14 protein-coding genes are annotated in these 13100 nt (G+C 75.2%); 8 read left to right on the top strand and 6 right to left on the bottom strand.

The features are described from left to right. The first annotated feature begins 183 nt into the window (after positions 1–183). The 4 genes from ADL08_RS14240 to ADL08_RS14225 all read left to right on the top strand — a co-directional run bounded on the left by ADL08_RS14240 (position 184) and on the right by ADL08_RS14225 (position 4591). On the top strand, positions 184–936 hold the full coding sequence (locus ADL08_RS14240; protein WP_053642767.1) for a D-Ala-D-Ala carboxypeptidase family metallohydrolase: 753 nt from the start codon (positions 184–186) through the stop codon (positions 934–936). Positions 937–1053: 117 nt separating this feature from the next. Continuing rightward, positions 1054–2793 carry a diacylglycerol kinase family protein gene (locus ADL08_RS14235; protein ID WP_078968629.1) on the top strand — a complete coding sequence of 580 codons (1740 nt, stop codon included), beginning with the start codon at positions 1054–1056 and terminating at the stop codon, positions 2791–2793. Next, complete coding sequence (locus tag ADL08_RS14230) at positions 2759–3736, top strand: YihY/virulence factor BrkB family protein (RefSeq protein ID WP_053642763.1); 978 nt, start codon at positions 2759–2761, stop codon at positions 3734–3736. The genes ADL08_RS14235 and ADL08_RS14230 overlap by 35 nt, the downstream gene beginning before the upstream one ends. Before the next feature lie 51 nt (positions 3737–3787). Then, positions 3788–4591 (top strand): phosphatase PAP2 family protein, encoded by an 804-nt coding sequence (locus ADL08_RS14225; protein ID WP_078968630.1) that lies wholly within the window; start codon positions 3788–3790, stop codon positions 4589–4591. 10 nt (positions 4592–4601) lie between these two features. Here ADL08_RS14225 and ADL08_RS14220 read toward each other — a convergent pair whose 3' ends face one another. Beyond that, entirely contained in the window at positions 4602–5015 is a 414-nt protein-coding gene (locus ADL08_RS14220; protein ID WP_053642761.1) for a hypothetical protein, read from the bottom strand. A 99-nt stretch (positions 5016–5114) separates the two neighbouring features. Here ADL08_RS14220 and ADL08_RS14215 point away from each other — a divergent pair, with 99 nt between their 5' ends. Beyond that, positions 5115–6098 (top strand): GlxA family transcriptional regulator, encoded by a 984-nt coding sequence (locus ADL08_RS14215; protein ID WP_053642759.1) that lies wholly within the window; start codon positions 5115–5117, stop codon positions 6096–6098. 222 nt (positions 6099–6320) lie between these two features. On the opposite strand, the gene ADL08_RS14210 is transcribed toward ADL08_RS14215, so the two are convergent. The 4 genes from ADL08_RS14210 to ADL08_RS14195 form a co-directional block, all read right to left on the bottom strand. Continuing rightward, entirely contained in the window at positions 6321–6830 is a 510-nt protein-coding gene (locus tag ADL08_RS14210) for a hypothetical protein (protein ID WP_053642757.1), read from the bottom strand. After that, positions 6827–7372 carry an alpha/beta fold hydrolase gene (locus ADL08_RS38740; protein ID WP_107092184.1) on the bottom strand — a complete coding sequence of 182 codons (546 nt, stop codon included), beginning with the start codon at positions 7370–7372 and terminating at the stop codon, positions 6827–6829. The genes ADL08_RS14210 and ADL08_RS38740 overlap by 4 nt, the downstream gene beginning before the upstream one ends. A gap of 22 nt (positions 7373–7394) precedes the next feature. Then, positions 7395–8162 (bottom strand): SDR family NAD(P)-dependent oxidoreductase, encoded by a 768-nt coding sequence (locus tag ADL08_RS14200; RefSeq protein ID WP_053642755.1) that lies wholly within the window; start codon positions 8160–8162, stop codon positions 7395–7397. A gap of 181 nt (positions 8163–8343) precedes the next feature. After that, positions 8344–9267: an NADP-dependent oxidoreductase gene (locus ADL08_RS14195; RefSeq protein ID WP_053642753.1), complete on the bottom strand. Its 924-nt coding sequence runs from the start codon at positions 9265–9267 to the stop codon at positions 8344–8346. A 126-nt stretch (positions 9268–9393) separates the two neighbouring features. Between ADL08_RS14195 and ADL08_RS14190 the strand changes: the two genes are divergently transcribed. The 3 genes from ADL08_RS14190 (at position 9394) to ADL08_RS37610 (ending at position 11849) form a co-directional block, all read left to right on the top strand. After that, positions 9394–10425, top strand: a complete 1032-nt coding sequence (locus ADL08_RS14190; RefSeq protein WP_053642751.1) for a GlxA family transcriptional regulator — start codon at positions 9394–9396, stop codon at positions 10423–10425. A 76-nt stretch (positions 10426–10501) separates the two neighbouring features. Continuing rightward, the gene (locus tag ADL08_RS14185; protein WP_053642748.1) at positions 10502–11059 is read left to right on the top strand and encodes a hypothetical protein; all 558 of its coding nucleotides are present in this window, start codon (positions 10502–10504) and stop codon (positions 11057–11059) included. A gap of 16 nt (positions 11060–11075) precedes the next feature. After that, positions 11076–11849: a hypothetical protein gene (locus ADL08_RS37610; protein ID WP_199837005.1), complete on the top strand. Its 774-nt coding sequence runs from the start codon at positions 11076–11078 to the stop codon at positions 11847–11849. 117 nt (positions 11850–11966) lie between these two features. Here ADL08_RS37610 and ADL08_RS14175 read toward each other — a convergent pair whose 3' ends face one another. After that, complete coding sequence (locus ADL08_RS14175; RefSeq protein WP_234352135.1) at positions 11967–13097, bottom strand: ABC transporter permease; 1131 nt, start codon at positions 13095–13097, stop codon at positions 11967–11969. Between the last annotated feature and the right edge of the window lie 3 nt (positions 13098–13100).

Here is a 13100-nt window from a genome sequence, read left to right as displayed (position 1 = left end):
GGCCGGAGACGCGGACCCGGGGGCGGGGGGTCCGGCGGGGTGAGCCGGGGAGGCCGTTCCGCCGCCGTCATTGGGCCGACAAATGGCGGCGGCCACGGCGGGTTGACGCGCGTCACGCGGCCCGCCAGTCTCTGAGTGCCCGCACCTGGGACCACATCCGATCCGTGAGGCACTGGAGGCCCGATGGCCGGACGCACCGCACGTTCCCTGCCCCTGCGCTTGGTTCTTTCTCTTGTCATGCTCCTGTCCGCTTCGTTGGCCGGGGTGGTGGCCACCGCGGGCACCGCGCAGGCCGACGGCTGCTACACCTGGTCGCGCACCCTCTCCCAGGGGGCCTCCGGCGCCGACGTCACGGCCCTGCAGATCCGCGTGGCCGGCTACCCGGGCAACGGCGCGGTGCTCGGCGTCGACGGCTCCTACGGACCGGCGACCACCGCCGCCGTCAAACGCTTCCAGGCCGCCTACGGACTGGCCGCCGACGGCGTCGCGGGCCCCGCGACGTTCAGCAGGATCTACGCGCTCCAGGACGACGACTGCACGCCCGTCCACTTCTCGTACGCGGAGCTGAACAACTGCAACAGCACCTGGGCCGGGGGCGCGGTGAGCGCGGCCACCGCCAAGTCCAACGCCCTGCGCACCATGTGGAAGCTGGAGGCCCTGCGGCACGCCCTCGGCGACCAGCCCCTCCGCGTCACCAGCGGCTTCCGGAGCCAGGCCTGCAACAGCGCGGTCGGCGGCGCCTCCTCCAGCCGTCATCTGTACGGTGACGCGGCCGACCTCGGCGCCGGACCCCACTCGCTGTGCCGGCTCGCCCAGCAGGCCCGCAACCACGGCTTCAACGGCATCCTCGGGCCCGGCTACCCGGGACACGACGACCACGCCCACGTCGACCACCGGCCCAGCCGCTTCTGGTCCGCCTCCAGCTGCGGCATCTGACCCGCGCGCGGCCCGCGTCTCCCCCGGGGGCGCGGGCCGCGGCACTCGCGGACGCCCCGGCGGCCGGTCCCGCGAAGGCCCGCGCATGACCCGCCCCCGGCGGGTAACACGGCGTCAATGACGAACGCACACGACGTGGGAGCCAGACCGGGCCGCGCCCTTCTGCTGCTGCCCGTGCAGACGGCCCTGGTGGCCGTGCTGGGGCTGCTGGTCACCGGCCCCCCGGCGAACCACTGGCCGCTGTCGGCCGAGGACGGCGTCAACCGCGCGCTGGCCGACCACCGCGCACCCTTCGCGACCACGCTCACCGACATGATGTCCCTGGTGGCGGACACCCAGAGCGTGATCGCCCTGACGCTGCTCTGCGTGCTGGGCCTCCTCCTCGTACCCCCGGCGCCCCGGTGGTGGGAGGCCGGGTTCCTGGCCGTGTCCGTGGCCGCGCAGTCCGCGATCTTCCTGCTCGTCACCCTCGTCGTGAACCGCGACCGTCCCGACGTGCCCCGCCTCGACGGGGCGCCGCCGACGTCCAGCTTCCCCTCCGGTCACGTCGGGGCCTCCATGGCGCTCTACGGAGGCCTGGCCGTGCTCGCGGCCCGGCACCTGCGGGGCGTCTGGCGGAACCTCGTCGTGGGGCTCCTCGTGCTGATCCCCCCGGCCGTGGCGTTCTCACGGCTGTACCGGGGCATGCACCACCCCTCCGACGTGGTGGTGGGACTCCTGAACGGCGCCTGCACGCTGCTGCTCGTGGGGGTCGCGCTGCTGCCGAACGCCCGGAAGGGGAAGGACGGGACGGACCCGGAGCCGGAGCCCGCCGTCCTCGGCACCCTGCGGGCCGTCGTGGTGCGCCACCCGCACGCGTGCGGCGACGAGACCACCGCCCGGGTGCGGGCCGTACTGCGCCGGCACGGGTACGCGGAGCAGCGGTGGACCGATACGACGCCCGAGGACCCCTCCGGCGCCCTGGCCGCGCACCTGAACGGGACGGACGCGGATCCGAACGAAGAGGTCGACCTGGTCGTCGTCTGCGGCGGGGACGGCACCGTGCGCGCCTGCGCCGACGTGCTGGCCGGGAGCGGGACCCCCCTGGCGATCGTCCCCTGCGGCACCGGGAACCTCCTCGCCCGCAACCTCGACCTGCCGGTCGAACCGGTGGCCGCCCTGCGGGAGGCCCTGTCCGGGCGGGCCGTCGGGCTCGACGTGGGGCGCGTAGAGGGCGACGGGCTCGCGCCGACCCGGTTCGCGGTCATGGCGGGCGCCGGGTTCGACGCCGCCATGGTCCGGGACGCCTCGCCGCGGCTCAAGGAGCGCCTGGGCTGGGCCGCGTACGTCCTCTCGGCCGCACGGCACCTGCGGGACCCCCGGATGCGGCTTTCGATCCGGCTCGACGGGGGCGCCCCGCTGGAGCGGCGGGCCCGCATGGTCGTCATCGGCAACGTCGGCGCCCTCCAGGGCGGGCTGCCGCTGCTGCCGGGGGCCCGGCCCGACAGCGGCCGCCTGGAGGTCGTCCTGCTCGACCCGCGCGGGGTGACCGGCTGGCTCGCCGCCGCCGGGTACCTGGTCTCCCACCTGCCGGGCGGACGGGCCTCCCAAGCCTCCGGCACGCGGGAGCGGACCGCCGCGCACGGCGCGCTGGAGTACTTCGGCGCGGCCCGCGTCGACCTCCGCTTCGCCCGTCCCCAGCCGCGCGAGCTCGACGGCGACGTCCTCGCGGCGGGCACCCGGCTGACGGCGGAGGTCGAGCCGGGGGCGCTGCGGGTGCGCCTGCCCGCGCCGACGCGGATCGGCGTGCCGGAGGACCGGACCGGGAAGGAGGTGGCGGAGCATGGGCACCGCGACGCGCGTACCGCGGCTCAGTGAGGTCAGGGCCGTGGAGGCCGAGCTGCGCCTCCAGGGCGAGACCCTGTCCGGGGAGGACGCCTGGGCCACGCTCCGCCGCTACGGGGGCTGGGCGCTCGTACGGGACTCCTTCGTGCGGTTCCGCTACGCCGACGGGTTCAGCCACTCCCGGGCCCTCGCCCTGCAGACCGTCCTGGCGATCCTCCCCTTCGCCATCGCGGTCATAGGGCTGTCGGGCGTGCTGCACACCGAGGACGTCGGACGGATTGCCGAGCTGCTGATACGCCGGATCAGCGGCCCCAGCCAGGACGTCGTGGACGACGCCCTGCGGGCGAGCCGGCGGCACGCCGGGGACGGCGGCGAGCTGGCCCTCTGGTTCGGCCTGCTGTTCTCGATCTCCAACGTCACCACCGGCATGTGCCAGGTGGAGCGCGGCGCGAACCGCATCTACGGCGTCGAGCGCGACCGCCCGTTCCTCCACAAGTACGTCCGCGGGCTCGTGATGTCGGTGCTGGCCGGACTGCCCCTCGGGCTGAGCTTCTGCGTCACCGTCCTGGGGTCCGACCTGAGCCACGCCCTCATCGAGGTCTACCACCTCGGCCCGGGCACCCGCCTCGCGTGGGACCTGCTGCGCTGGCCCGTCGGGATCCTGCTGGCCGTGCTGGCCACCAGCGTCGTCTTCCGCCGCTCGCCCCGGCGCCCCCAGCCGGGTCACACCTGGCTGGCCTTCGGCGCCACCGTGCACCTGGCGCTGTGGCTGGGCGCGACGTGGGGCCTGAGCCTGTACGTCGGCTCCGGCGGCTCCTTCACCACCGTGTACGGCCCGCTGAGCGCGTTCGTGGCGCTGCTGCTGTGGTCGTACCTCACGTCGCTCTCGCTCTTCCTGGGCCTGTCCTTCGCGGCCCAGCTGGAGGCCGTACGGGCGGGGGTGGACACCCCGATCAGCAAGGACCCCGGGGTCTGAACCGCTCCTCGCCCCCCCCTCCGCGTACCAAGGAAAGGAACCGTACCGACCATGACAGAGCGTTCCTCCCGCACCCGGCGCCTCCTCGGGAGGCTCGTGACCGGGCACGGCGGGCCCGACGCGCGGTTCGGCGCGCGACTGGTGGTGGGCGCGGCCCTCACCGCCCTGGCGGCCGTACCGTTCTCCCTCGCGCTGGTCCTGGTGGAGTCGCACTGGGCCCCGCTGCACCGGCTCGACCAGGGCGTGGCCGAGCGGCTGCACCGCTCCGCGCTCGACCATCCCGCCTGGGTGCGGGTGCTCGACCTCCTCACGCACGTCGCGTGGGGGCCGGCGACCATGCGGATCCTGGTGGCCGGGGTGGTCGTGTGGCTCCTGTGGCGGCGGGCCTTCCGGCTGGCCGCCTGGGCGGCCGTCACGGCGATCGCCGGCGGACTCGTGGGCCTGCTGGTGAAGAACGTGGTCGAGCGCGCCCGGCCGCACCTGCCGGATCCGGTCGCCCACGCGCCCGGCTTCTCCTTCCCCTCCGGGCACTCCATGACGGCCGTGACCTCCTGCGCCGTCCTGCTGCTCGTCCTGCTGCCGCTGGTCCCGCGCGCGTGGCGTCCGCTGCCGTGGGTCCTGGCCGCGGTGGCGGTGGTCGGGGTGGGCTACACGCGGGTCGCGCTCGGCGTGCACTGGGTGAGCGACGTGCTCGGGGGCTGGCTGCTCGGCATCGCGGTGGTCACCGCGACCACGCTCGCCTTCGAGGCGTGGCGCGGCGACGTCGGCCGCCCCCGCACCACGCCCGCCGAGGGCCTGGAGCCCGAGATCACGACGGACGAACCGGAACCGGCGGTCCGGCCCGGGACGCGGTGACTCCGCCTCCTCACCCGGCCGTCCGGGCCAGCAGGAGGATCGCGAGGGCGCCCGAGGCGTCGACGACGCCGCACCACTCCGACCAGGCCCGGGGGACGACACGGTCCGAGCGGTGGTGGACGAGGTCCCACAGGGCGTGGGCCAGCCAGCCGGCGGCCAGGACGTACGGGGCGGGCCGGCCGTCCAGGGAGAGGACGAGCACGGCCGCCGCGCAGAAGGCGACGAGGCCGGCGAGCTGGACGGCGAGCGTCCGCCGGTCGCGGAGCTCGCCCCGGGCCGCGCCGAAGCCCAGGTAGCACAGGGGCATGACCACGAGCAGCGCGGCGAGGAAGCCGGTCGGCGGGGCGCCGTCGACGAAGGTGACGAGGGTCAGGGCGAGGGCGAGCAGGGTCGGCCAACGGTGGGCGAGGAAGCGGATCGTCATGGTGTCCACTGTCCGGCGCGGAGGGTGGTGCGGGGCGGGTCCCGGCCCCGTACGTCCGTCTCCTTGGGATGGACGTCCGTGCGGGATAGGGTCGTTCGCATGGGGGGACGCGCCGAACGCCTGGTGGCGGTCGTCGGTTTCGAGGCGGCCGAACTGCTCGACATCGCCTGTGTGACGACGGGCCTCGCCATGGCGAACGGGCTCGGGGACCCCGACGTGCCGTACCGGGTGCGGGTGGTCGGACCCGGCGGGGGCGCCATCCGCTGCGGCACCGGACTCGCCCTGGGCAGCGACGAGTCCCTGGAGCGTACGCGGGGGCCGCTGGACACGCTCGTCGTCTCGGGCGGTCTGGGGGTCGAGCGGTTCGCCGCGGACGCCCGTCTCGTCGGGCACGTCCGGCGCCTCGCCCGGGAGAGCCGCCGGGTGGCCTCCGTGTGCACGGGCGCGGGCGTCCTGGCCGCGGCGGGGCTCCTCGACGGCCGGCGGGCCACCACGCACTGGCAGTTCGCCCCCCGGCTGGCCGCACGGTACCCGGACGTCTCGGTCGACCCGGCGCCGCTGTGGATCCGCGACGGGAACGTGTACACCTCGGCGGGCGTCACCAGCGCCCTCGACCTGACCCTGGCGTTCGTCGAGGAGGACCACGGATCCGAGCTGGCGCGCCGGGTGGCCCGGCACCTCGTCGTCTACATGCAGCGGCCCGGCAACCAGACCCAGATGAGCCTGTTCACGGCGGCGCCGCCGCCCCGGGACGACACGGTCCGCGCCCTCGTGGCGCACATCGCCGCCCGCCCCCACGACGACCTGGGCACACCGGCGCTGGCCGCCCGGGCGGGGATGACGCCCCGTCACCTCACCCGGCTGTTCACGGAGCACCTGGGGCAGCCGCCCGGCCGGTACGTCCGCGCCGTCCGCACCGAGGCGGCCGCGCGGCTCCTGGTGTCCACCGCGCTCCCCCTGGCCTCGGTGGCCGTCCGCTGCGGCTTCGGCACGCCGGAGTCCCTCCGCAAGGCCTTCACGGACCACTACGGCGTCCCGCCCTCGCGCTACCGCGACCGCATGCGCTCCACGGGCGGAGGGTAGGCCGGCGCCGGAACGGTTCGAGGGACCGGTTCGGCGGACGGCCGGCAAGAGGCGCGTGCGGGAACGCCGTTCGGGGGCGGACGGGGCGGAGAGCGCAGGGGACCGCTCGTTGCCGGGCGGTCCGCGGCATCCCCCGTTCCGCGGACCCGCCGGGCAGGCCGTACGGGCCGTACCGGGCGGGGTGCGGGCCGTAGGAAGGGTACGCGGCCCGGTCGGGCCGTTTCAGCCGTCGTCCCGGTCCCGCTCCGGGGACCGCCTCCCCCGCGTCGACGCCAGCACTCCTCCCGCGACGGCGATCACCGCGAGGGCCAGGGCGATGCTCACCCAGCCCTCGGTGTCCCAGTAGACGTCCTCCAGGCTGATCAGCAGCGCCGCCTCGTCGACGATCAGGGCCGTGCCGACGCCGTAGGCGAGCCCCATCCAGGCACGCGCGCGTGCCGAGCGCTCCGCGAGGCCCGCCGCGCCCACCACGGCGAGCAGCAGGATCCCCCACACGTAGTGGTGGATGTGCACGCCGCCGGCCTGCACGTCGCCGATGCCGGCCACGTCGATGTGGATCAGCCAGGTGAGCAGGCGCATTCCGCCGAAGGTGAGGGCGAAGCCCCACCACGCCAGGACGAAGCCGCGACGCTCGGAGGAGATGCCGGGCAGGAGGCGCAGCCACGGCGAGCGGCGGGCCGTGCGCGTGGGCGGCGGGCGGTCCGGCGGGCGCGGTGTGTGCGAGGGCGTCACGCGTTCTCTCCTGCTTCCTCTGCTCGTTTCGTCTCTTCGGCTTCTTCCGTCGTTTCCGTCTCTTCCGTCTCTTCCCTCGCGAATTCCTCGATCAGTCCGGCCACGGCCTCCGGCACGCTGTAGTGCGCCGCGTGCGCGGCGCCCCGGACGTCGACCGCGCGCCCGCCGGGGACCAGCCGGGCCACGTGCCGGATCCAGGCGTGGGAGGCGATGGTGTCACCGGCGCCGCGGATCACGAGCGTCGGCACGTCGACCCGGGCCGGACTCCCCTCGAATGCCCCGGTCGCGTCCCGCAGGGCGTGGCGCGAGGCCCGACACGCCCGGTTCGAGCACGGTGGCCCCGTTCGCCGCGAGGCGCCGGGCCGGCGCGGATCCCCTCCTCTTCCCTCCTCCCGGCCCCGTCGGGCCGGGCGGTGCCGGGGGCGGTCTGCTCGGTCGTGCCGGGTCCCCTCCGGCTGTACGGCGCGTGAGCGCGGTCGCCCCGAAGGGATCCCGGGAAGCGGCGCGCGCGAAGCACGCGACCGGGTGGGGGCCCGCGGCACGGGCTCCGGGAGCCCCGGGGGGTCAGCTCCTCAGGTGGGAAGCCCCGTTGAGGTCGAGGATCGAACCGGACGCCCATTGCGCGTCGGGAGAGGCGAGCCACAGGACCGCCGCCGCGATCTCGGCGGGGGCGGCCACCCGGCCGAAGGGGCTCTGGGCGCGGATCGCGGCCCCCTCGGGTCCCTCCAGGCGCGGTGAGACCCGTTCGGTGGCGAAGAAGCCGGGCGCGACCGAGGCGACGGCGATCCCGTGGGGGGCGAGGGAGACCGCGAGCGACTGGCCGAGCGCGTGGACGGCCGCCTTGGTCGCGCCGTAGGCCGGATGGTCGGGCTCGCCCCGGAAGGCGCCCCGGGAGCCGATGTTGACGATCCGGCCGCCCGAGCCCTGGTCGATCATCCGCCGGGCCGCGAGATGGCTCAGGTGCGCGGTCGCGAGCAGGTTCACCGACACGTGCCGCCGCCAGATCTCCACCCACTCCTCGTACGGGGTCTCGGCGAGGGGGTGGCGGAGGTTCACCGCCGCGTTGTTGACCAGCACGTCGATCCCGCCGAGCGCCTCGGCCGCCGCGTCGGCCACGGCCGCGGCCGTCCCCGGGTCCGCGAGGTCGCCCCCGACCAGGGCGTGCCCCGTTCCTTCGAGGGAGTCCAGGGTCGCCCGGGCCTCCTCGGCGCGCGTGGCGAAGTGGACGGCGACCCGGTCGCCGTTGGCCGCGAACGCCCGGGCGACCTCCCTGCCGAGGCCCCGGGAGGCGCCGCTGACGAGGACGCGGCGGCCTGTTGCGGGCAGGTTCATGCGGATGCCTTCCGGTCGGGGACGTACCGTCCGGCATTCTGCACGCCGGCCCCGGCGGCGGCCCGCGTGCGGTACCGGATGCCGGTGGACCGCACGCGGGCCGTGAAGCCATGGGGGGGGTCGTGGGGCCGCGAGTCAGGAGACCGCGAGGCCCTGGGGCGGAGGACCGCGAGGCTCCGGGTCAGGCGACCGTCAGGACGATCTTCCCCGTGGTGCGGCCCTGTTCCCCGATCGTGTGGGCCTTCGCCGCCTCCGCGAGCGGAAGCACCGTGTCGATCACCGGCCTCAGCTCACCGCGCTCCACCAGGGCCGTGAGCTCGCGCAGGCCGAGGTGGTCGGGTTCGACCAGGACCCATGCCGCGTACACGCCCTCCGGGGCGGCGGGGACGTCGTCCGGGGCCGGCAGGGTGATCAGCCTGCCCCCGGGGCGGAGCAGCTTCAGGGAGCGCGCGCCCGTCTCCCCGCCGATGCCGTCCAGCACGACGTCCACCCCCGGGAGGACGTCCTCGAAGCGGGCCTCGCGGTAGTCGACCACCTCGTCCGCGCCCAGCTCCCGCACCAGGTCGTGCTTGGCCGCGCTCGCCGTGCCGATGACGTACGCCCCGCGGGCCTTGGCGATCTGCACGGCGAGGTGCCCCACCCCGCCGGCCGCCGCGTGCACGAGGACGCGCTCCCCCGGCCGGACGTCCGCCGCGTCCACGAGGGCCTGCCAGGCGGTGAGCCCGGCCAGCGGCAGCGCCGCGGCCTCCACGTGGGTCAGGGAGGCGGGCTTGGGGGCCAGGTGCCGGGCCGGGGACACCACGTACTCGGCGTATCCGCCCGCCTGGCGGGGGAAGAGCGGCATGCCGTAGACCTCGTCCCCGGGACGGAGGACGCCCACTCCGGGGCCGACGGCCTCCACCGTGCCGGACACGTCCCAGCCGACCACCGGGACGGCGCCCCAGTCGATCAGCGCCCCGCTCGCGCGGGTCTTCCAGTCCGCGGGGTTCACCCCGGCCGCGTGGACCCGCACCAGGACCTCGTTCAGGCCGGGCTCGGGGCGCTCCACCTCCCGCTCGACCATGTTCTCGGGACCGCCCCACCGCTCCACGACCATCGCACGCATGCAGTCCGCCTCATTTCGTCTCGTTCGGTGCGCCCCGGAACCCCTCCGGCGGCGACGGATCCACGATCCGCCGCGACGCCCTCCCGCGGTGTTGGCCGTACGGCCACTATCTGACAGGATCTGGCCATGGGAACGACACACGGCCGGACGGTGCGGAACGAACGGGAAGGGGCGCGGGCGGCGCCGCACCGGATCGCCGTGCTCGCGCTTCCCGGCGTGCCCCCGTTCGAGCTCGGCATCCCCTCCCGGGTCTTCGGCAGCGCCATGGAGGCCGACGGCCGGCTCCTCTACGAGGTCACGGTCTGCACGGCCGACGGCGCCCCGGTGCCCAGCGACGCCGGTTTCACCGTGCAGCCCGCCGCCGGCCCCGAGGCCCTCGCGCGCGCCGACACCGTGATCGTCCCGCCCACGCACGCCATGCCCGAGCTGGGTCACGGCGGCCCGCTGCCGCCCGAGGTCGCCTCGGCGATCGCCGGCATCCGGCCCGGCACCCGTCTGGTGTCCATCTGCACCGGTTCCTACGTGCTCGCGGCCGCCGGGCTCCTCGACGGCCGTCCGGCCACCACCCACTGGAACCTGGCGCCGGAGTTCCGCCGGGTCTATCCGAAGGTCAAGGTCGACGAGGACGTGCTCTTCGTCGACGACGGCGACGTCCTGACCTCCGCGGGCGTGGCGGCGGGCGTCGACCTGTGCCTGCACATGATCCGCCGCGACCACGGGGCCGCGACCGCCAACCGGGCCGCCCGCATCTGCGTGGTGCCTCCCTGGCGGGACGGCGGACAGGCCCAGTTCATCGACCGGCCCGTCCCGGAGCCCGCCCTGGCCGGCACCACCGCCACCCGCGCCTGGGCCCTCGAACACCTCGCGGAACCGCTCACCCTCGCACGGCTCGCCGAGCACGCCCGGATGAGCCTGCGGTCCTTCACCCGCCGGTTCCGCGACGAGGTCGGCACGACCCCGGTCCAGTGGCTCACGGCCCAGCGCCTGGAGCTCGCCAAGCAGCTCCTGGAGACGACCGACCTCCCGATCGACCTCGTCGCCCACCGCGCCGGCCTGGGCTCCGGGAACTCCCTGCGCGCGCACATGCGTACGGCGTTCGGCGTCTCCCCCGCCGCCTACCGCCGCACCTTCGGCGCAGGCGCCGCGCGGGGGACGTGACGCGGCGTCCGTTTGGAGTACGGGGCGCAGGGCACCCGAGGTCCTACGGACAAGACACAGCGAGAGGTGCGAGTCGATGTCGACCGGAATCGTCCTGGCCATCGTCGTTGCCGCCGTCGTGGTGGTCGCGCTCGTCACCGTCGCCGCGGTGAACCACCGGCGACGGGCGCGTCTGCGCGACCGGTTCGGACCCGAGTACGACCGGGCCGTCGAGGAGACGGGCAGCAGGCGGGCCGCCGAGCAGGACCTCGACGCCCGGGAGCGGCGCCATCAGGAACTGGACATCAAGCCGTTGCCGAGCGGCACCAAGGAGCAGTACGCACAGCGGTGGAAGGAACTCCAGGAGGAGTTCGTCGACGCCCCCGAGGGCGCGGTGCACGAGGCCGACCGGCTGGTGACGGCCCTGATGCACGAACGCGGCTATCCCACCGAGGGGTACGAGCAGCGGATGCGCGACCTGTCCGTGCGGCACGGCCGCACGCTGGAGCACTACAGGGCCGCCCAGGAGGTGCACGCCCTGAGTTCCTCCCGGTCGGCCACCACCGAACAGCTGCGGGAGGCGATGGTGCACTACCGCGCCCTCTTCGGCGAGCTGCTCACCGACGGCAAGACGACCGGCTCCGGCCGGTCCTGACGCGGAGGCGGAACACATGCGTGACCACGAAACGGCCGAACGGGAGACGTCGGCCGCCCCCTACGGAACGACGGACCGGTCCGCCGCGGCGGACCGGAACAGAGCGACGGAACAGCGCGGAACGACGGAACAGCGCGAAGCGGCGGACCGTCACCGGACCACGGAGCAGCGCGAAACGACGGACCGGCCCGGAACGGCGGACCGCCACCAGACCACGGACCTGCCCGGAACGGCGGACCGTCACGGAACGGCGGAGCAGCGCGAGACGATGGACCGGTCCGCCGTCCCCGCCGAGCGGAGCACGACGTCCGTAGGGGACCCCACCCCTCCCGGCCGTCCCGGCCAGGACGCCGGTGCCACCGAACCGGACGCGTCCGTCGCGGGCGCCGGTCCGCGGAAGACGCTCGCCGGCACGGCCGACAACGGCCCGGTTCCGGCGTCCGGGGAACCGGAGGCCCGTCCCGGCCCGCTGTCGGGCGTCGCCGGACGTGGGGAGGACGAGCACGTCCCGGACCTGCTCGGGCAGGCGGACGGCGACGCGTACCGCAAGCGCTGGCGCGAGATCCAGGGCCGGTTCGTCGACGACCCGCGCGAGGCGGTCCACTCGGCCGACGAGCTGGTCGCCGACGTGATGAAGACGCTGGCCGCCGCCTTCGCCGACCACAAACACACCCTCGAAGGGCAGTGGGGCGAGGGCCGGGACGCCGACACGGAGGCCCTCCGCGTGGCGCTGCGCGAGTACCGCTCGTTCTTCAACCGGCTCCTGACCACTTCCGCTCCTGGTCAGTGAGCCGCCACCGGTGATCCGGGGGCCGGTCGGCCGCGCTCGGCGCGGAGGGCCGGCCCCCGCGCGCGTGGGGTCCGCGCCGGGCACGGGCGTGCGCCGTGCCCCGTACGGCACGGGGCCTCACAGGGCCGCGTGCGCCCCACCCCGCTCCCGGCCGCCCGGATGCCGGTGCCGCCAGACCCAGAACACCGCCGAGGACACCAGCGCCCACCCGGCCAGTACCACGAAGGGGAAGAGGTGCTGGTGGCCGCCGAAGTACACGGCCGTGTGCTGCGCGTTCACCGAGGCGCCCGGCGGGAGCCACTGGCCGATGTGCCCGAGCGGCGACGGCAGCAGCGGCCAGGACACCGCGCCGCCCGAGGAGGGGTTGCCGAGGAGCACCATCAGCCCCCAGGTGGGAAGCATCGCCCAGCGCCCGATCAGGGTGTTGAACATGGAGAAGACCATGCCGGAGGCGAACATGGTCAGCGCGAGGATCAGCCACGACTCGACGAACGGCAGGTCGAGCGCGCCGAGCAGCCAGTCCACGGTCGCGGCGATGGCGAACCCGCCCAGCAGGGCGTAGAGCGCGGTGAAGGCGATCCGTTCGGCGGGGTTCAGCGGTCTCGCGTGCACGCTGAGCTGGATGGCCCCGACGAATCCGATGATCACGGCGGCGAGCGAGATGTAGAACAGCGCGAGCCCGCGCGGGTCGCCCTTCTGCAGCGGTTTGACGTCCGCCACCGTGACCGGCACTCCCGTAGCCCGGCCCACCTCCACCGCCGACTCCGTGAGGAGCTGGGCCACCGAGGCGCCCGAGGCTCCGGCGACGTCGAAGGCCACGCGGTCGTCCCGCAGGGTCATGACGGCGAAGACCTTCTGCTCGTTCACCGCGTCCAGCGCCCCGGCACGCGTCCGGTAGGGCCGCAGTTCGAGCGAGGAGTCCAGCGCCCGCTCCATCCCCCCGGTGAACGTCCTGCCGGTCGGCGAGTCCGCCGCCCCGATGACGGCCGTCGGGATGTGACGGGGGGTCGGGTTCGCCATCGTGTACGTGTACGAGCCGGCGAACAGGGCGGCGGCCGCGGCCAGGATCAGGACCAGCACGGTCGCCGGGAAGAAGGGCGAACGGGTGAAGACCGTCCAGCGCTCGGAGCGGCTCGGCGGCCGGCCGTGGGCGCCGTGCGGCGCCGCGGCCCGCTCGCGCTCCCGGCCCGCGCCGCCGTCCGCGGAGTCGCCGGGGGGAGGAGGGTCGTCGTCGTGCGCGTCGGACATGGT

It is taken from the genome of Streptomyces sp. NRRL F-6492 (assembly GCF_001280125.1).
Classification (GTDB): Bacteria; Actinomycetota; Actinomycetes; order Streptomycetales; family Streptomycetaceae; genus Streptomyces.
This window is presented reverse-complemented; position numbering and strand designations above follow the sequence as displayed.